We start from the raw sequence: 16,498 nt of genomic DNA, 5'->3' as shown, positions 1-16,498 counted from the left end.
ACCATCGCATAAAGGCTTAAAGAAATGAGTACGTCATCGCTGTCACATAACAGCTTAAAGACGCGAGCGCGTCTGCTCCCGTATGACGCGCTTCGATGCAGCTGAGCCTGCCAAGCGACAACAACTGTACGTCGACGCCATCACAGCCCATCGCCACCGCGGGAGCGGGTTTCTGACGCTGGAAGTCGACGACGCAGTACTCGAGTCAGTGGACGACGGACCGTCGATCGATGGGTCCGAAGGGGACACCGACGGCGAGCATGACGACCCAGAGCCAGAACTCGGCGTTCCGTGGATTCAGTTCGGCGACGGAACGATCAATCTCGACTGCACTGATTCGGAACTCGAGACGCTCAAGTCCGTTCTCCGTGAGTTTCCGGCGTTCAAAATCGACGAAATACACCGCCCCGAGGAAGCCGAGGGCGTCAACGTCCACATCAGTGCGAAAGCAGATCCCAACCGGATCGCCCAGTGTCTCGATACGATTTTTCAGCGCGTCTACGAACTCCCTGCTGACGTTCGGATTTGGGTTGTCGAACTATAGCAGACAGAGAGGGGATTCTCGTCGCCAGCTGGGTGTCGCTGCCCAGACGTGCAGTTTCCGTGGCTTGGCTTCTGTGCCGTAAATCTATGAATGTCTACGAGAATCCCTATGACACCCAGTGGCTGCGATAGCGGCCGTCCGTTCGATCTCGATCGCTACTCGATAGAGAGTTCCCCGGAACCGGATTCCTCATCGCCTTCCGTCCACTCGAGTTCGAACTCCAGACCGAGTTCGCCCGGTTTGTCGGGGGCCGAACTCGAGGTTTCGCGCTCGGCCTTGATTTCGAAGGTTGGACGTGCTGGTGGGGTCATCGTTACTGAGTCGCCGCCAGCCTCGAGGGAGATCGGACCGCCGCTTTCGAGGCTGTCAGCGACAGTCCGGAGGTAGTCAGCAATCTCGTTGCGTTCCATCTGCTGTTCGAACTTGAAAAGGACCTCTTCTGGCATACCTAGTAGTTAGTGTGGATCGTATAGAAGCTTCCGCTGAGTTAGATGTAATGGGAGAAGACACAAAATCTGTGCACCGCGCGCGAGCGGAGAGGCGAAGTGTAGCACGGCAATCCGATAATCGGGCGCGTCAAGAATCTACTTTTGACACGAACACGTTCGCTTTCGGCCGTCTTTCGAGGCAATATATATTTTATTTTTGGTACGATCTCCGATAGACAGCGATAGAAAAAAGGTCCCTGGGCCGAAGTAAATGATGAACGACTGTGAACAATGGTTGGCTGGCACTGCATGGAAACGAGGCGTCACGGTATAGGCAGACTGGGAGACAGTCGGTCAAATCGTTTCCAAATAGATAAGTGCACCTAGCAACCATTCCCCGTCATATAAGCGGTCTTCAAAAGAGGTGAATACAATCTACAGCGCACTTACGACCCCGATGCAGGCAGACACACGCGCAGACGTGTTCGGAGACATCTTCGTGGTGTTTCTCGGACTCGGTACGCTCGTCGGCGTTGTCGTTGTCGCATACACCTTGTACAACGCGTACAAGTATCGCGACACCGATCAGCCGAAAGACGATTCTCTGCCCACACTCGGGGAGTTACCGACAGGTGGAAAGGGTGGCAAGAAACTATTCTTATCGTTCGGAATCAGCGCCATTGTCGTTATTTCGCTTGTGATCTGGACCTACGGGATGCTCCTGTACGTCGAAGATCCACAAGACGAATTCGAGCAGGATCCGATCGAGGTTGATGTCGAAGGTAATGGATTCGCCTGGCACTTCGAATACGAGAATGGCGTCGAAGCGACGAACACACTGAACGTCCCTGCCGATCAGCCGGTCGCAATCGAGGTGACTTCGGGTGACGTCTGGCACACCTTCGGGATCTCGGACTTACGTGTGAAAGCGGACGCGATCCCCGGTGAGTACGACGAAACGTGGTTCATGGCCGAAGAAGCCGGTGCAGAGCACGAAATCAAGTGTTATGAACTCTGTGGTGACTTCCACTCGAACATGGTTGGCACCGTCAATGTCATGGAACAAGACGAGTTCGAGACGTGGCTCGACGACCAGCTGACCCTCGACATCACGATCGAAACTGAAGAGGGAGAAGCGGTTACGAACGTCACTGATGAGGACGTCCAGGTCGAACTCGTCCACCAGAACAACGACGAGTACGATGCTGACCTCGAGTACACTCGTGACGCCAGCGACTTCGAAGACGGCTCGGTCACGATTGACGAAATCGAGCAAGGTGGCGAGTACGAGTTGACGATCACGTTCGAAGACGACGAGTTCGAGACGATCGAAGACACCATCGGAATCACCAGTCCGGCAGGCGAGACCTATACGATTGGAGATACTGCCGAAGACAGCGATGACGATGCAAATGGCAACGATAACGAAACCGACGATGAAGCAGACGATGCAAACAACGATGGAGGTGAGAACTGATGAGTGATCTGCCGCCAATGACGTCCATCAAGCGATGGCTCGTCACGACGAACCACAAGGACGTCGGGATCCTCTATCTGGCAACATCGTTGTTCTTCCTCCTGTTTGGTGGTATCCTTGCGCTCGTGTTCCGCGTCCACCTGTGGGAGGCCGGTGGAACAGGGCTACTTACCGGGAATCAGTTCAACCAGGCTGTCTCAGCCCACGGGTTATTGATGGTCTTCTGGTTCCTCTCACCGATCGCATCCGGGTTCGCGAACTATTTCGTCCCGCTTCAGATCGGTGCGAAAGACCTCGCGTTCCCACGACTGAACGCCCTGAGTTACTGGTTCTACCTGTTCTCGGGACTCCTCATTGGCCTCTCGTTCTTCCAGGGTGGTGCGTTCGCTGGCGGGTGGACGATGTACGCCCCGCTGAACGTGCCAACGTACACGCCCGCACTGGAAGCGACAACAGGGAGTAACGCAACAGTGCTCGCGTTAACACTGTTCGTCATGTCGATCACGATTGGGACAGTGAACTTCCTCGTTACTATGCACCGGTCCCGTGCGGAAGGGCTCGGCCTCTGGAACATGCCGATGTTCTCCTGGTCGTGGCTGCTGACGGTGTGGATGATGCTGTTCGCATTCGCCGCACTGCTTGCTGCATTGCTGTTGCTGTCGATCGATCGGCTCTTCCTGACACAGTACTTCGCGACTGATCAGGGGTCGGGCCTGTTGTGGGGCCACCTGTTCTGGTTCTTCGGGCATCCGGAGGTGTACATCGTCTTCTTCCCCGCGCTGGGGATCATGTTCGAGACGTTCCAGACGTTCACTGGCCGACGACTCGTCGGCCGGAAGTGGGTCATCATCGCGATGGTCCTCGTGGCTGTCCAGTCCTTCTTGGTCTGGATGCACCACATGTTCCTGACCACGATCAACCTCGAGATCAAGACGCTGTTCATGGCGACGACGATCGGGATCTCGTTGCCCTTTGACTTGATGGTCTTCGCGCTGATCTACACGATGGTCAAGGGACGTGTTCGGTTTACGACACCGTTCCTGTTCAGCCTCGGCGCGCTCGTCCTGTTCATCCTCGGCGGTATTACTGGGGTCTTCCTCGGTGCTGTCGTGCTTGACTACGAGTTCCGTGGCACCTACTGGGTCGTCGCTCACTTCCACTACGTGATGGTCTCCGGGGTGACGGCGCTGATCGCCGGCCTCTACTACTGGTGGCCGAAGATCACCGGCAAGATGTACTCCGAAACGCTCGGTAAACTCAACTTCGCCGTCTACTTCATCGGGTTCAATATGCTGTACTTCCCGATGTTCCTCGCCTGGGAGACACCACGCCGTGTCTTCACCTACACCGAGGGAACGCAGCTCTATCATCAGGTCGCGACTGTCGGGGCGTTCGTCCTCGGCGCCTCGTTCCTGATCATGTTCTACACGTTCGCAAAGAGCTGGGTGTCGGGGCCGGACGCACCCGACAACCCATGGGAATTCTCCCGTACTGCCGAGTGGGCAATTCCCTCGCCACCACCACTCGAGAACTGGACTGACCGTCCAAGTTACGCGAGCGGTCGTCTCGAGTTCGTCGACGACACGAAAGCAGCCACCGACGGTGGCGTTGCGACCGGTCACGGCGAAGCAACAGCAACGACGAACGCTCATCAAGAGGAACACGCGGATCACGCCAGTATCTGGCCGCTCGGTATCGGGCTGGGTGTCTTCGTGTTCTTCCTCGGGCTGTCAGGGATCACGCCGTACATGGTCCAGTTCGCGGAGGGAACCGGAACGGCACCGGATGCGCTCGTCGGCACTGGGGCCGAACCGAGCATTATCTACCCAGTGATTACGGCACTCGGCGTGGCGATCATGGCGTTCACGCTGTTCAAATTCGGCGTTGAAGAGTTCAACGTCCCCGAGACAGCGATCGCAGAACGATGGCCGTTTGGCGGTGTCGACAACACCAAGTTCGGTGTCTGGGTGTTCCTCGCATCGGACGTCGTTGTCTTCGGCGCTGCGATCGGGGCCTTCGTCTTCATGCGCCTCCACATGGGCTGGAGCGAGTGGACGACCGTTCCGTTCGCCTCCTGGCCTGGCCTGCTCAACACCTACATCCTGCTCACCTCGAGTTTCACGGTGATCCTCGCGCTCGTCTTCGCCGAGCGCCAGAACAAGAAGGGGCTCCTCGGTGCAATGGGTGCGACGCTCCTGCTTGGATTAGCGTTCATGAGCGTGAAGGCCTTCGAGTACAGCGTGAAGTTCGCTGATGGCGATTACTGGTGGAAAGGCATCGAGTACTCCATCTACTTCGTGACGACCGGTCTGCACGCACTCCACGTGATCCTCGGACTGCTCATCGCCGTGTTCATGATCTACCGGATCATCAGCGTCGATGCCTACCTCGAGGACCACCGTCCAGTCGAGTTCTTCGGACTCTACTGGCACTTCGTCGACATCGTGTGGGTCTTCCTGTTCCCACTGTTCTACCTGATGTAGCGGCCACCCGCTACACGGCCGTTGATTTTTGAGTTCTTTTCGGGCTGATACCCAAGCGATAGCGCTCCGTCAAAAGACACAGTAGCAACGAATTGCGTTCCGGATCGACTGTTCGCTGGTCGAGAGACGGTTCTCGGACAGCTACTGTTCGGGCACGTGAATAATACAGTCACACGAGCTCTATGCCACCGCGAGTCCCAATGAGGGACGAATGCCGACGAAGTGAGCTCTGTTCGGGTACTCGAGTGTATACTGACTCACCGATAGTGGGATACTCAGCGCGTCGTCTCTCAAGCAATCGAGCGCGCGAAAAGCAGGGAACGATGCGAACAGCAGCGACGATCTGACTGAATGGGGGTGTCTCTCGAGTGGATGTCGTGTTCGACCCGACAGTCTTACCGGTGGTCGTCGTGGCGGTCTCGCTGTAGACTGTAACGAGAGCATCCGTCGCGGCTCTCGCATGTCCATTCGAGACGCGCTCTTCGAATGGGCTGAGCAAGCGTGTGCCGGTCACGAATTCCCGTCCGAGGTCAGTTCGGAACGTACACGGGATCCATCGGCGGAACTGCGACGAGATACAGGTTCACTACCGCGAGGACGACCATGACGATGATGAAGGGGTACTGACTTCGGACCGCTTGCCGTTTTCCAGAGAACAGTTCGAACGAGACGACGTGGGTGAGCCAGACGGCAAGGAGATGTCCCACCAAGATGCCTGTGAGCTCCACGTAGCTAAACCACGATGTCAAGAGGTACTGTGTCGGGTTCTCGGGTGGGTTCAACGGAGAGACCATCGTATCGACGAGCGACGGCCACAGCGAAAGGGAAAATCCGGCGTAGTGGGCGAAGTGGTAGCCGGCCGCGATCGCGAGCAGTGGCGATCCAAACCGGATCGCGAGAGATCCCCGTGAGAGGTGTGTCTCGGTCCGGTTTCGGGTGCGTGCGGCAGCGAGCCAGTACCCCTTCCAGAAGAGCGCAAAGCCACCAAGCAACAACCCGAGATAGACGAGTTGAGGTGGGAATCCGATTCCAACGAGCGTTTCGACGGTCCGGACTCCTGGCCCCGTCACGATGAACCCGCTGTAAGTCAGCTCCCAGATGAGCACGAGAACGAACGCCAGTACAGAGCCATCGGTGATGAGATCATCGTCACCGAGTCGAGCACCGGGATACCGCACCTCGAGCCCCGCTTCCGTTCGTTGGATCGGTGCAACCGCGCCATAGAGTCGAAACCAGACCGAGATCGGGTCGCCCTTCTGGAACCATGTCTGGGGGGTGAAAACGATTGCGCCGCCAATGGTAAAGACGGAGTACGCGAGGATAACGGCCACCAGTGTGCGTGGCGAGCTTGTCAGTGGGGTGACCACCTCGAGCCAGATCAACACCAGCAACGTACCGACTGCGGGCCAGGAACCGAGCCATGGCGGATAGGTGGCGTAGCCGTTCGGGACGAACGCCGCGATGTGTCGCCATGGGTTGAGTGCGCGCCACGGATTACCGACGGTGTAGGCAATGATCGTCAACAGGGCACGGCCACCGACGAACGTCAAGAGCACGGTCGCACTGAAGCTACCGATCTGCGGGCCAACGAGACCGACGACAACGACGAATACGAGCGTAGCGATTCCGATCGTTCCAAACACCAGTGAGCCAACTGTCTCGAGTCGATCATTGGAGAAACCGACTGCGTTGGTATGAAACCGCTCGACAACTGTCCGGTCGGTGACGAGCATGGTCAGCAGCATCGACGTGGCGATGACACCACCGCCCGTCACAAGAGACAACCATATCGGGATCGGTGTCCCATCACTTTGTCCCGAAAGTCCGATGGCGACGTTGCTCGCGGCGACGCCTCCTGCGGTCACAGCGAGCGTCAAAACCGCAACTACACCGGCGATCCCTGTCCGGCGGGCGAGGGCCGAACATCTACTCATTGCTATTTTGTTGGCCCACGTTCCCATTTACGTGTCGTTTCGTTCGACAGCGGTGGTGAGCCAGCACTGCGGCCGTATGAGGAAGTTATAAGTGGCCGTCATCCACATTGTATACCAATGGCTGACGTTCGGACATACACCCTCATATACGTGGTACTGCTGGCGTTAGGGACTGCCAAGTTCGTCTTTTTCGAAATAAACATCCCGGAACAGGCAGCTATCGGTGGGACGGTCGTCCTGGCTGTCGTCAAATCACTCCTGATCGCCGGCTACTATCAGCACCTCCGAGAGGAGCCACGAGCGATCACCTACATGATGGCACTTGCCGTCTTTATGGTGTTCCTGCTGACTGTCGCAGCAGGCTACTCTATCCAGTAACGCCTGCCGGCCGCTCCGAGCGATGAGCGTTCGTTCCGGAGTCGACATCGTCGTAAACCGCTGTGCTCGTCTATCGCTTATTCTATCCTCGTGTAACAAATCCGTTTACAACCGTGTCGCAGCCACCTCGCTTCGGGGAGGTCTCACAGCCGTCGCGTGTTTCATACGGTCTGCTGTAGCGATTTCTTGTCGATCACCTGCGGCGGGGTCAAGGATCGGCGGTAAGTGACGACAGCGGTAGCGTCCCCGACCGCGGCTCTTGGCGTCGCGTTTCGAACGGCCTCGAGTGACGCTGCGCTGAGTCCGTGCAGACGTCGATTGGCGAGATTGATAGCGAACAGCAGTGAACAGCCACTGATGACCTTTGTGTGGATCGTCAGTGATTGTGACAGCATAGCGTCGACGACAGCCGGTGCGATGGGGTGCAGTGACGGTCGGGCGACTACGACAACGTTAGTGTAAGCTATGGCGGTGCCTCTGCTCTCGAGTCAAAAATATAAAAACGACGGCTGGAGATGCTCGTTACTTGCCGCCGAACATCTCGCGCATCATCGGATGCATTTCCATCATCTGCTCTTCGGCAATCTCCTCGTACAGCTTGTACGTAATGGAGACCGCCAGCAGCAGACCGGTACCGGTCACACCGCCAATGGTACCGAGCATGTTTGCCCAGACGGCGAGCAAGCCGACTAAGGCGCCACCGATGACGGTCACTTGCGGGATGTACCGCTCCATAACCTTCTCGATGACGCCGACGTTCTGCCGGAAGCCGGGGATCTGCATCCCGGAGTTCTGGATCTGTTTTGCTGTCGCTTCCGGGCCCATATCCGTGGTCTCGACCCAGAAGATGGCGAAGATCGCACCGCCAACGACCATGAACGTCAGGTCGATGGACATGCGGATCAGTACCTGCCAGGCCTCCTGAGTCACGGTCCCCGTCCACCACATCCAATCTTGGGGTGAATAGATCGGTGAGAAGTAGTAGAAGAACCCACCCGTTGGCTGGCCTTGTGAGTAATCACCGAGCCAGCCGGGCATCGCTGCCCACTGACTGTTCAAGATCTGACCCATGAACTGGATGTTTGCCTGCAGCGCTCGGACGAGGATCATCGGCAGGACGCTCGCGTAGATGAGCTTCACGGGGAAGCGACCGCGAGCACCCTTGACGCGAGCGTGGCTGAGCGGGATCTCAACCCGCACGGACTCCGCGTAGACGACGATACCGAAGATCAGCAGCGTCGTCAACAGGGCAATGATGTGCCCGTCTTGAAGCAACAGCGTGTACAGACCGTCGCCGGCGACGATCGATCCGATCTCGACCTGTCCGGTGAGAATCCGGTACCAGTCGTAAAAGAACCCACCGTCGTCGAGCGAGAGGAATCCAGCGACAAGCCGTTGGCTCACGCTGGCGATGATGAACAGGCCGATCCCGCTACCGATCCCCCACTTGCTGACGACCTCGTCCATATAGAGGATGAGGATCCCGCCAGCGAAGACCTGGAGGAACATCAGCGTCTGGACCTGCGTGCGACCGAACTCGAGGCCACCAAGCGTTAGTGACTGCTGAGCTGGCAGGAAGCCGCCGGCGAACACCATCGGGAGCGCAGTCAGCGCCGTCATGACGACGACGAGTAGCTTCTGCAGCCCCTGGTAGAGCACCTGGTCCCGTGGGTCGTCCGTGTCGAGACCGAGCAGGTTCGCACCGCCAAGCAGTTGCAAGACGATGCTCGCGGTGACGATCGGTCCGATCCCGACCTGCATCAGCGAGCCCTGCTCACCAGCGAGAACCGAACGGAACTGGCCGAAGATGTCGGTTGCACCTTCCGCACTGCCGAGCAGCGAGATGTTCGTCAGGAAGAAGTACAACACGAGGATCCCGGCAGTCCACACCAGTTTCCGCTTGAAGGGGATGTGCCCCTCCGGACGACGCACTGCGGGCATCCGTGTCAAGACTGGTTCGGCGGCTTCCTTCCATCCCATAGTTATTCCTCGTTCTGTTCGGCGTCGGCGTCAGCGTCTTCGGCTTCCTGTCCTCGTTCCGAGACGACTGCCTCACCGCCGGCGGCCTCGAGTTTCTCCTCGGCGGTCTCGGAGAAGGCGTCTGCCGTTACCTCGAGTGTGTTCCGGACCTGACCGGAGCCAAGGACTTTGACGATGTCGACCTCGTGGCCGTCCTCGACGATGTCGCGCGCGTCGAGTTTGTAGCCGTCGTCGGTTTCCTCGGCGTGGCCGTCAGCAACGTAGAGAATCGCGTCCTCGTCGAGTTTCTGGACGTCGATCTCGGCGACATCGTCGCGGATGTCGTGCGGTCGTTTGAAGCCGTGTTTGCCCTTCGGTTCGTAGTTGTGGAACTCGTGTTTGCTCCGCCCGGCGCGGCCGCGACCGCCACGGTGGCCTGCACCACGTCGGTTCTTGTGGGTGCCGCCGCTGTGCGTGCGCGATCCGCGCTGGCGTCGTTTTTTACTCGTCATTGTTATCGCATCGACTCGAGGAGATCGTTAATCTCTTCGGTTGTATGTTTTCCGAGTTGGCCGCCTTCGACGGTCGGCTTCTTGATGCCGTTGTGGCCACCGCGTGGTGGGTGGAGTCGAAGCGTCGGCGACAGTCCCTGCTCACGAAGCGTTGTCTCCTCTGCCAGGAGTGCCTCGGCGAGCGCACCGAAGTCGTCGTACTCGGTGTTGTCGGCGAGCCACTCCTCGTCAACGTCCGACTGCTTCCCTTCGAGGGGCTCGGATCGCTTGGCGAGCAGCGTCTCGAGGACGTCAGCGTCGGGTTCGCCGACGGCGACGTAGTCGTTGACCTTCGTGATCATCCCCTGGTAGGTATCGGTCTCGGGAACGAGTGCACAATGGTTGATGCTGTGAATGTTGAGCATCGACAGCGTATCCTGTACGTCTTGCTGGCGGTTCACTTCACCACGAACCTGAACGATCGCCTTCATTGTTCAGTCACCTCGGCTGCTTCTCGGTCGGGACGGCGCTGTGGGTGACGCGACTGCGATGCGTTCTCGAGTGCGTTGAACGTCGCCTTCGCGAGGTTGACCGTCGTTCGGGTGTTGCCGTGGCTCTTGGTCCAGGCGTTTTCGATGCCGGCCAGTTCAAGAACGTGACGGACGGTGTCGCTTGCAGCCAGCCCCAACCCTTCGGGGGCAGGGATGACCTCGACCTCGACGGAGCCGGCTTTACCGGTGGTCCGACGAGTCAGCGAGTGGGGTCGGTCCGAGCGGTCTTCCCACGAACCGGAGCCGCGTGGCACCTGGATGATGTTCAGTTTCGCGATACCGATCGCCTTCTGGATGGCAGACCCGACCTGGTCGTCTCGACCTTCCGCGTAGCCGATGTACCCGTCGCGGTTACCGACCGCGACGACACATCGGAACTTCACGCGGCGTCCGGAGTCCGTCATACGCTGGACCATGTTGATGTCCAGCACTTCGTCGTCGAGCCCCGGCAAGAGCTGATCGACGATTTCGGGTTCCTTTAGCGGGAGTCCCGAGTTGAGGGCGGTCTCCATGTCGTCGATCTCGCCCTCTTGGACCATCCGACCGAGACGGGTGACGGGTTCCCATCCGCTGTCGTTGTAGTTGCTCATTCGAGAATCGCCTCTCGTACCTCGTCGAAGTGTTCGGGGAGATCCGTTGCGTCGAATTCTCCACTATACAGCGGCTCGTCCAACTGTTCGGCGTACTCGGCGATGTGTTCGCCGCGGGTACGTGACCAGTCTGCAAGCACGCTGTCGTTGTGCGGGATCTCGAGCCCCGCGTCGATTGCGCCTTCCTGTACCGCGAACACTTTGTTCCCGGGTGTCGCCGTGTTGAGACCGATATCGAGGACTGCCTCCTCGAGGCCGGCGTCGACGGCGCGTTTGCCGGCCAGCAGGCCGGTCAGATAAGCCGCAGAGATGTTTCCTGTGGGCGCGTCCCAGCCGTACGCTTCTAGATCGCTCGAGTGTGCGCTTGCGAGCGTCTCGTCTCCCTGAGGTCCGGGAGTGATCAGCTGCGCCGTAGTATGCTTGTTGCTCTTTCGAGCAACGAGACGGGGCTTACCCGATTTCAGCAGGCGCAACCTCTGGTGGTAGTCCGTCCGGACCTCACGGCGACGCCGCATCGGTACCTTGTATCGTGGTCCTGTCGCCATTATTGGTCACCGTAGGTGTCGTCGATGTAGTTCAACAGATACTGGACGCTACGGAACTCCCCACCGCCGGCTTTCTTGTAGAGCTGGCGGTACTGCGTGGGCGTCAACTCGCCCTTGTCGCGGAGTTCACGCAGCTTCCGTCGCTGTGCGCGAATCTTGTTCTGCCATTCGTCTTTCTCGTTCTGGCGAGCGCCTTTCTTACCGCGGCGCTTGCCGGGGCCGTTCTGGTGACCGTACGCGCGTTTTGCGTTGCGCTCACGAGCGCGGCCACGAGAGTTGCCCTTGGCGTCTTCAGCCTGAATGCGACCCTCGTCGACGAGGTCGCGGATCTCGTCGCGGGTGATCGCTTCGGCGATGTCCGCCTGCGCATCGGGATCGAACCAGACGCGGTTCTTGCCAACGTCTAAGACGTCAGCTGCGAGTCGCTTCTGTGCGGAGAGATCAGTCATTGGATTCCACCTCGACTTCCTCGTAGGTCGGGTTCAGGACGCGAACGCCCTGTTCCTCGGCCTGTTCTTCGATCCGCTCGCGCTTGCGCGCGCCGACAGCGGAGGCGATGCGAACCGCCTGCTGGTCGCCGTCGACACCCTCGAGGTCGTCGGTGTTCTCGACGTAGACCTCTTCGAAGCCGCTTGGGTGTTTGCCCCGAACGCTTTCGGGCGTCCGGTAGCCGGCCGACACTTTCGGCCCCTTCCCTTTGACACCACGGCGCTGTTTCGACAGCTGACCGCGTGGGCGGCGCCAGGATTCGGGCGTCCGCTTTTTCTTGTGGTAGTCCTGTCGATTGAACTGCGGTTTACCCTCGCTACGGCGGCGCTGGAGCAGCCGTTCTTCCTCGTCGGAAAGCTCGGGCGTCTTCTCGGTCAGCCCGCGGGGCTGCAGTTCGGTCTCGACGTCTTCGGCTGGCTCTTCTTCTTCAACGCCTTCGTCTTCGATCTCGGCGTCGGTCTCTTCGGTGACCTCGAGATCGCCGACGTCGGCTTTGATTCGGGCCGCAAGTGCGTTCCCGACGCCGTCGGCCTCGGCCAGGTCGTCCTGGTCGGCCTCTTTGACGTCCTCGATGGACTCGAAGCCGGCTTCGCGCAAGGCGTCTGCCTTGCTCTCACCGACGCCGCTGATGTCCTCGAGCTCCTGTGGCTCGTCGTTTGCTTGGTCTTCGTCTGCCATCTATCAGGCACCTCCTTTCGCGGGTTTCTCGGTGATGTAGACCCCGTCCTGGAAGATTCGGGTGTCCTTGCCGCTGACACGGGTCAGCTGCTCGATGTCTGCCGCCGTCTGGCCGACGTTCTCTTTGTTCGGGCCGGAGAGAACGAGGCGTTCGTCGTCGACGGAGACGTCCGTCTCACCGTGGATAGTCGTGCGTCGCGGTGCCTTCTCGCCGAGGAAGTTCTCGATGACGACCTCGTCGCCGTCCACGCGGACCTGCATCGGGAAGTGAGAGTAGAAGACTTCCATCTTGTACTCCCAGCCCTCGGTCACGCCGTGGAAGGCGTTACGGATGTGGCTCTCGAAGGTGCCGACGGTCGCGTTCGTTTTCGCGTCCTCGGCGTCGCTTTCGATTACCACACTGTCGTCTTCCGTCTCGACGGACACGTCGGGGTACCAGAGGCGGCGCGTGACGCTGCCTTCCGGACCGTCGACGGTCACGTCGAGATGGTCGATCTCGACGGTTACGTTGTCAGGGATTTCCAGTTCGACTCGCATGGTTAGTAGACGTATGCGATAACCTGACCACCAATTCCCTGCTCACGAGCCTCGTAGTGGCTCATGATGCCGCTGCTCGTCGTGACGACGAGTGCACCGAAGCCTCGAGCGGGAAGATAGCGTTTCTCCCATTTCTCGAAGTCTTCTGCGCCAACGGCGTAGCGGGGCTTGACGGGGCCACACTGGTTGATCGCTCCTTTCAGTTCGACCTCAAACTGACCGGCTTTGCCGTCGTCGACGTACTCGAAGCCGTCGATGTACCCGCGGTCGTAGAAGACCTCGAGTACGCTGCCGATCTCGTTGGAGGCGGGTGTTACCTCGTGGGTCAGATGCCCCACGCTCTCGGCGTTGTCGAGTCCCGAGAGCGCGTTGCTGAGTGGATCGTTTCCAGTCATATTATCGATACTTCCTGAATCCCATGTCACGAGCAATCTCGCGGAAGCACTGCCGACAGAGGTTGATGTCGTACTTGCCGACAAGCCCCTGTTTGCGGCCACAGCGCTGGCAGGCCGCTTCCTGCCCGGTGCGCTTTGCGGCGTGCTCGCCCGTGCGCTCGTTTTCTACGTCTGTTTCAGTTTCACTCATCGTCTGCCTCCACGCTCACGTCGAAGTTCGCCTCGAGGTACGCAATCGCGTCCTCGGGGGTGAGTCGGTGGCTCGAGGGGATCGAACGGTTGGCCTTGTCGCGTTTTGCGACGCGGTAGCCCGGACGGACCAGGTTGACGGTGACGTCCATGCCGTAGATCCCGACGTTCGGGTCGTACTCCTGGCTGGGGAACTCCGTGTGTTCTGCAACACCGAAGCTGAAGTTGCCAGTATCGTCGAACTGCTTCGCCGAGAGGTCTGCAAGCGGCAGTGCCGTCTCGAGGAACCCAGCGGCCTCTTCGCCGCGAAGGGTGACCTTCGCGCCGATCGGGTCGCCCTGACGAATGCCGAAGTCGGGTTCGGTCTTTTTCGCCTGAGTTCGAACGCTTTCTTGCTCCGTGACTTCCTCGAGGATGTCTTCGGCCTTGCCGAGTTCGCGGCCACCGCGGCCGACGCCCATGTGGACGACGACTTTCTCGACGCGGGGCTTGCGCATCTCGTGGAACTCGCCGGCATCAGCTTCGCTCATTCGTCATCACCTGCGTCGCCAGTGAAGTTCTCGTCGATGACGACGATGTACTCCTGAATCGTCTCGAAGCCATCGTCATCCGTGGAGACGCCGACGGTGTTCGGACCACTGCCTGGCGTGATGTCGATCGCGTCGAGTTCGCCGATCTTGCCACCGTGGTTGCCACGGATGGCCGTCACGAGCGCACCTTCTTCGAACGGGAAGTGAGCCACGATCGACTTGTCGTCGTTGTCGACGACGATCGAGTCGGTCGTGTTGTACTCACTGCCGTCGTCGACGATGACGTTCGTGCCATCGTGGAGCGTCAACTGTGTGTCCCCGCCGGGGATCTGTTGTTTGCCATCGATCTTGCCGAGGCGACTCCCGGCAGCGTCCTCGCTGATCGCCGTCAGCGCGAGGCGACCGCCTTCGTCGGGGAAGACGCGGTAGTACTCCTCTCGACCGGGGAACGCGATAATGTCGAACATGCCGATCGGGCGCTGTTCGTCATTGATTGGGTTCCCGTTGACGAGGATCGCATCCTCGGAGAGGGCGTATCGTGCTTCTTTCTTCGAGTCCACGTAGCCGAGTACGTCCCGCAGCAAGACGACGAGTGGGACGCCCTCTTTGCCGTGTGGACCGGCACCGGCCTTGACCGTGAAGACGTTAGTCTTCCGCTCGACCGGCCAGGACTTTGGTACGGACAGTCGTTTCTGGTGGTTGCTCATTCGGTATCACCTTCGAGGCGCGCCTTGCGACGCTCGTCGTCCAGATCGAGTTCCGTAAGACGGACGTTCGAGGGGGCAAGCGGTCGTGGCACTTCTTCGCCGTCTGCCGTCTCGACCGTCACGTCCTCGACGTGGATGGTCCCGTCCTCGAGGATCGCACGAAGGACCTCGCCTTCCGTTCCGGCGTGGTCGCCGCGCATGATCTCGACGGTGTCGCCCGCATTGACGCGGGTTCGTCGAGTCCCATACTCCTCGCGGAGGTCGTCGGACAGCGTCGCGTGGAGCTGCTTTCCTCGCTCGTGCAGCGGCGCATGCTCCGTCTGGTTTCGCTGTTTGTGTGGTTGCTTGCTCATTGTCTATACGATCATCGTTGCGGTACTTGCGATTGCTCCGAAGCGCTCTGCGACTTCGCGGGCGATCGGCCCCTTGATCTCCGTTCCGCGGGGCTCTTCGTTCTCGTCGATGATGACGGCCGCGTTGTCCTCGAACTTCAGTCGCGTCCCGTCTGGCCGGCGGATCGATTGCCGCTGGCGGACGATGACGGCCTCGAGGACCTGCCGGCGCATCTCCGGGGTACCCTTGGTGACCGAGACGGTCACTTTGTCACCGAGTCCCGCCTTCGGCTGGCGGTTCTTGGTGCCGTGGTAGCCCGCGACGCTGAGGACTTTGAGTTCGCGTGCGCCAGTGTTGTCGGCACACGTGACCAGCGACCCCTTCTTGAGTCCCTGGGTGACGTCGGCTTTCATTGCCTCCATCACTCATCACCCTCCTCGTCGTTGCCGCCGAGGTCGTCGGCTGAAAGCTGTGGATCCGGCTCGCTTTCGCCGGTCAGTTCGGCGACGTCGGCTGCAGTTGCTTCTTCGGTTATTTCGACGACCACGTGCGATTTCGTCTTCGACAGTGGTCGGGTCTCTGCGATCTTGACCGAGTCACCGACCGAGAGCGGCTCGAGCACGCCCGGCACGTGTGCCGGAATGCGCGAGCGTCGTTTCATGAGGCGGTCGTATTTGGGTACCGCCACATCGTACTCTCGCTCGACGACTACGGTCTTGTCCATGTCCGTCGAGACGACCTGCCCTTCGAGGATCTGTCCTCGAACGGGAAGCTCGCCATAGAACGGACACGTCTCGTAGTCGTATTCCTCCGGGTTTTCGGGTTCCGGAGGGGTTTGAACGTCTAGTCCTATTGCCATGGTGAATCACCACTAGTTTCCGTGCGTCGGGCAGGGCGTGAGAGCAATCGCGATCCATCGACCGTAACGTAGGCCACATCCTCGCCGGCGCTGTCTGCGGCGTCCGATTGCTCGGTGCCCGCAGGTTGAGTGTCGGCCAGTTTGGACATGGTCCCCGACTCCTTCGGGAAGTCGGCGGCGTCATCTGTGATCGCGAACTCGAACGTCGAGCCCGACTTTGGCACCATCACGACCCGAGACTCGCCACCGTTCCGAATCTCGATAGAGAGGGTGTTCGCCGTCTCGATGACGACTCGGCCCTCGAGGCCCACTCGCGCGGCGTCGTCACTCTCGACGACTCGGACGAGGAGCCCGTTGAGTTCGTGTCGCGGCAGGGTCTCGGGTGTCAGTGCCATTGTTAT

Annotated in this window: 22 protein-coding genes; 4 read left to right on the top strand and 18 right to left on the bottom strand. The window is 59.6% G+C overall.

The window, feature by feature from the left end; all coding sequences use genetic code 11:
- The first annotated feature begins 82 nt into the window (after positions 1–82).
- Positions 83–544, top strand: a complete 462-nt coding sequence (locus BW940_RS05425) for a hypothetical protein (RefSeq protein WP_076608190.1) — start codon at positions 83–85, stop codon at positions 542–544.
- A gap of 155 nt (positions 545–699) precedes the next feature.
- Here BW940_RS05425 and BW940_RS05420 read toward each other — a convergent pair whose 3' ends face one another.
- On the bottom strand, positions 700–990 hold the full coding sequence (locus BW940_RS05420; protein ID WP_076608189.1) for an amphi-Trp domain-containing protein: 291 nt from the start codon (positions 988–990) through the stop codon (positions 700–702).
- A 439-nt stretch (positions 991–1,429) separates the two neighbouring features.
- Here BW940_RS05420 and coxB point away from each other — a divergent pair, with 439 nt between their 5' ends.
- Both coxB and BW940_RS05410 read left to right on the top strand, forming a co-directional pair.
- Positions 1,430–2,449 (top strand): cytochrome c oxidase subunit II, encoded by a 1,020-nt coding sequence (gene coxB / locus BW940_RS05415; RefSeq protein WP_076608188.1) that lies wholly within the window; start codon positions 1,430–1,432, stop codon positions 2,447–2,449.
- On the top strand, positions 2,449–4,932 hold the full coding sequence (locus tag BW940_RS05410; RefSeq protein ID WP_076608187.1) for a cbb3-type cytochrome c oxidase subunit I: 2,484 nt from the start codon (positions 2,449–2,451) through the stop codon (positions 4,930–4,932). Before coxB ends, BW940_RS05410 begins: the two co-directional genes overlap by 1 nt.
- 530 nt (positions 4,933–5,462) lie before the next feature.
- Here BW940_RS05410 and BW940_RS05405 read toward each other — a convergent pair.
- Positions 5,463–6,866 carry a hypothetical protein gene (locus BW940_RS05405; RefSeq protein ID WP_076608186.1) on the bottom strand — a complete coding sequence of 468 codons (1,404 nt, stop codon included), beginning with the start codon at positions 6,864–6,866 and terminating at the stop codon, positions 5,463–5,465.
- Positions 6,867–6,983: 117 nt separating this feature from the next.
- On the opposite strand from BW940_RS05405, the gene BW940_RS05400 reads away from it, so the two are divergent.
- Positions 6,984–7,244 carry a cytochrome C oxidase subunit IV family protein gene (locus BW940_RS05400; RefSeq protein WP_076608185.1) on the top strand — a complete coding sequence of 87 codons (261 nt, stop codon included), beginning with the start codon at positions 6,984–6,986 and terminating at the stop codon, positions 7,242–7,244.
- Positions 7,245–7,766: 522 nt separating this feature from the next.
- Here BW940_RS05400 and secY read toward each other — a convergent pair.
- Genes secY through BW940_RS05315 form a run of 16 tightly spaced genes read right to left on the bottom strand, consistent with a single transcriptional unit; the run spans position 7,767 to position 16,492 of the window.
- Positions 7,767–9,224, bottom strand: coding sequence for a preprotein translocase subunit SecY (gene secY, locus BW940_RS05390; protein ID WP_076608183.1), 1,458 nt, complete (start codon positions 9,222–9,224; stop codon positions 7,767–7,769).
- A 2-nt stretch (positions 9,225–9,226) separates the two neighbouring features.
- The gene (locus tag BW940_RS05385) at positions 9,227–9,715 is read right to left on the bottom strand and encodes an uL15m family ribosomal protein (RefSeq protein WP_076608182.1); all 489 of its coding nucleotides are present in this window, start codon (positions 9,713–9,715) and stop codon (positions 9,227–9,229) included.
- A gap of 2 nt (positions 9,716–9,717) precedes the next feature.
- Positions 9,718–10,185, bottom strand: a complete 468-nt coding sequence (locus BW940_RS05380; protein WP_076608181.1) for a 50S ribosomal protein L30 — start codon at positions 10,183–10,185, stop codon at positions 9,718–9,720.
- Complete coding sequence (locus tag BW940_RS05375) at positions 10,182–10,835, bottom strand: 30S ribosomal protein S5 (protein ID WP_076608180.1); 654 nt, start codon at positions 10,833–10,835, stop codon at positions 10,182–10,184. Before BW940_RS05375 ends, BW940_RS05380 begins: the two co-directional genes overlap by 4 nt.
- Entirely contained in the window at positions 10,832–11,380 is a 549-nt protein-coding gene (locus BW940_RS05370; RefSeq protein WP_076608179.1) for a 50S ribosomal protein L18, read from the bottom strand. The genes BW940_RS05375 and BW940_RS05370 overlap by 4 nt, the downstream gene beginning before the upstream one ends.
- The gene (locus BW940_RS05365) at positions 11,380–11,829 is read right to left on the bottom strand and encodes a 50S ribosomal protein L19e (RefSeq protein ID WP_076608178.1); all 450 of its coding nucleotides are present in this window, start codon (positions 11,827–11,829) and stop codon (positions 11,380–11,382) included. Before BW940_RS05365 ends, BW940_RS05370 begins: the two co-directional genes overlap by 1 nt.
- Positions 11,822–12,547 (bottom strand): 50S ribosomal protein L32e, encoded by a 726-nt coding sequence (locus BW940_RS05360; protein ID WP_076608177.1) that lies wholly within the window; start codon positions 12,545–12,547, stop codon positions 11,822–11,824. The genes BW940_RS05365 and BW940_RS05360 overlap by 8 nt, the downstream gene beginning before the upstream one ends.
- Before the next feature lie 3 nt (positions 12,548–12,550).
- Complete coding sequence (locus BW940_RS05355) at positions 12,551–13,084, bottom strand: 50S ribosomal protein L6 (protein WP_076608176.1); 534 nt, start codon at positions 13,082–13,084, stop codon at positions 12,551–12,553.
- 2 nt (positions 13,085–13,086) lie between these two features.
- On the bottom strand, positions 13,087–13,479 hold the full coding sequence (locus BW940_RS05350) for a 30S ribosomal protein S8 (RefSeq protein ID WP_076608175.1): 393 nt from the start codon (positions 13,477–13,479) through the stop codon (positions 13,087–13,089).
- A gap of 1 nt (position 13,480) precedes the next feature.
- Positions 13,481–13,669, bottom strand: a complete 189-nt coding sequence (locus tag BW940_RS05345; protein ID WP_076608174.1) for a 30S ribosomal protein S14 — start codon at positions 13,667–13,669, stop codon at positions 13,481–13,483.
- The gene (locus BW940_RS05340) at positions 13,662–14,198 is read right to left on the bottom strand and encodes a 50S ribosomal protein L5 (RefSeq protein WP_076608173.1); all 537 of its coding nucleotides are present in this window, start codon (positions 14,196–14,198) and stop codon (positions 13,662–13,664) included. The genes BW940_RS05345 and BW940_RS05340 overlap by 8 nt, the downstream gene beginning before the upstream one ends.
- Positions 14,195–14,905, bottom strand: coding sequence for a 30S ribosomal protein S4e (locus BW940_RS05335; RefSeq protein WP_076608172.1), 711 nt, complete (start codon positions 14,903–14,905; stop codon positions 14,195–14,197). Before BW940_RS05335 ends, BW940_RS05340 begins: the two co-directional genes overlap by 4 nt.
- Entirely contained in the window at positions 14,902–15,258 is a 357-nt protein-coding gene (gene rplX, locus BW940_RS05330; RefSeq protein ID WP_076608171.1) for a 50S ribosomal protein L24, read from the bottom strand. The genes BW940_RS05335 and rplX overlap by 4 nt, the downstream gene beginning before the upstream one ends.
- Before the next feature lie 3 nt (positions 15,259–15,261).
- Positions 15,262–15,660 (bottom strand): 50S ribosomal protein L14, encoded by a 399-nt coding sequence (locus BW940_RS05325; RefSeq protein ID WP_076608170.1) that lies wholly within the window; start codon positions 15,658–15,660, stop codon positions 15,262–15,264.
- A complete protein-coding gene (locus tag BW940_RS05320) occupies positions 15,660–16,097 on the bottom strand; it encodes a 30S ribosomal protein S17 (protein WP_076608169.1) in 438 nt (145 codons plus the stop codon). The genes BW940_RS05325 and BW940_RS05320 overlap by 1 nt, the downstream gene beginning before the upstream one ends.
- Entirely contained in the window at positions 16,088–16,492 is a 405-nt protein-coding gene (locus tag BW940_RS05315; protein WP_076608168.1) for a ribonuclease P protein component 1, read from the bottom strand. Before BW940_RS05315 ends, BW940_RS05320 begins: the two co-directional genes overlap by 10 nt.
- Between the last annotated feature and the right edge of the window lie 6 nt (positions 16,493–16,498).

It is taken from the genome of Natronorubrum thiooxidans (genome assembly GCF_900156475.1).
In the GTDB taxonomy this organism is placed as follows: Archaea; Halobacteriota; Halobacteria; order Halobacteriales; family Natrialbaceae; genus Natronorubrum; species Natronorubrum thiooxidans.
Note: the sequence above shows the minus strand (reverse complement) of the source record. Positions and strands in the feature narration are given on the sequence as shown.

What these genes read in the sequence shown, in the direction of transcription:
- BW940_RS05425 (WP_076608190.1), top strand. Translation starts at nt 83, where the DNA reads ATGACGCGCTTCGATGCAGCTGAGCCTGCCAAGCGACAACAACTGTAC.
- BW940_RS05420 (WP_076608189.1), bottom strand. Translation starts at nt 990, where the DNA reads ATGCCAGAAGAGGTCCTTTTCAAGTTCGAACAGCAGATGGAACGCAAC.
- coxB (WP_076608188.1), top strand. Translation starts at nt 1,430, where the DNA reads ATGCAGGCAGACACACGCGCAGACGTGTTCGGAGACATCTTCGTGGTG.
- BW940_RS05410 (WP_076608187.1), top strand. Translation starts at nt 2,449, where the DNA reads ATGAGTGATCTGCCGCCAATGACGTCCATCAAGCGATGGCTCGTCACG.
- BW940_RS05405 (WP_076608186.1), bottom strand. Translation starts at nt 6,866, where the DNA reads ATGAGTAGATGTTCGGCCCTCGCCCGCCGGACAGGGATCGCCGGTGTA.
- BW940_RS05400 (WP_076608185.1), top strand. Translation starts at nt 6,984, where the DNA reads ATGGCTGACGTTCGGACATACACCCTCATATACGTGGTACTGCTGGCG.
- secY (WP_076608183.1), bottom strand. Translation starts at nt 9,224, where the DNA reads ATGGGATGGAAGGAAGCCGCCGAACCAGTCTTGACACGGATGCCCGCA.
- BW940_RS05385 (WP_076608182.1), bottom strand. Translation starts at nt 9,715, where the DNA reads ATGACGAGTAAAAAACGACGCCAGCGCGGATCGCGCACGCACAGCGGC.
- BW940_RS05380 (WP_076608181.1), bottom strand. Translation starts at nt 10,185, where the DNA reads ATGAAGGCGATCGTTCAGGTTCGTGGTGAAGTGAACCGCCAGCAAGAC.
- BW940_RS05375 (WP_076608180.1), bottom strand. Translation starts at nt 10,835, where the DNA reads ATGAGCAACTACAACGACAGCGGATGGGAACCCGTCACCCGTCTCGGT.
- BW940_RS05370 (WP_076608179.1), bottom strand. Translation starts at nt 11,380, where the DNA reads ATGGCGACAGGACCACGATACAAGGTACCGATGCGGCGTCGCCGTGAG.
- BW940_RS05365 (WP_076608178.1), bottom strand. Translation starts at nt 11,829, where the DNA reads ATGACTGATCTCTCCGCACAGAAGCGACTCGCAGCTGACGTCTTAGAC.
- BW940_RS05360 (WP_076608177.1), bottom strand. Translation starts at nt 12,547, where the DNA reads ATGGCAGACGAAGACCAAGCAAACGACGAGCCACAGGAGCTCGAGGAC.
- BW940_RS05355 (WP_076608176.1), bottom strand. Translation starts at nt 13,084, where the DNA reads ATGCGAGTCGAACTGGAAATCCCTGACAACGTAACCGTCGAGATCGAC.
- BW940_RS05350 (WP_076608175.1), bottom strand. Translation starts at nt 13,479, where the DNA reads ATGACTGGAAACGATCCACTCAGCAACGCGCTCTCGGGACTCGACAAC.
- BW940_RS05345 (WP_076608174.1), bottom strand. Translation starts at nt 13,669, where the DNA reads ATGAGTGAAACTGAAACAGACGTAGAAAACGAGCGCACGGGCGAGCAC.
- BW940_RS05340 (WP_076608173.1), bottom strand. Translation starts at nt 14,198, where the DNA reads ATGAGCGAAGCTGATGCCGGCGAGTTCCACGAGATGCGCAAGCCCCGC.
- BW940_RS05335 (WP_076608172.1), bottom strand. Translation starts at nt 14,905, where the DNA reads ATGAGCAACCACCAGAAACGACTGTCCGTACCAAAGTCCTGGCCGGTC.
- rplX (WP_076608171.1), bottom strand. Translation starts at nt 15,258, where the DNA reads ATGAGCAAGCAACCACACAAACAGCGAAACCAGACGGAGCATGCGCCG.
- BW940_RS05325 (WP_076608170.1), bottom strand. Translation starts at nt 15,660, where the DNA reads ATGGAGGCAATGAAAGCCGACGTCACCCAGGGACTCAAGAAGGGGTCG.
- BW940_RS05320 (WP_076608169.1), bottom strand. Translation starts at nt 16,097, where the DNA reads ATGGCAATAGGACTAGACGTTCAAACCCCTCCGGAACCCGAAAACCCG.
- BW940_RS05315 (WP_076608168.1), bottom strand. Translation starts at nt 16,492, where the DNA reads ATGGCACTGACACCCGAGACCCTGCCGCGACACGAACTCAACGGGCTC.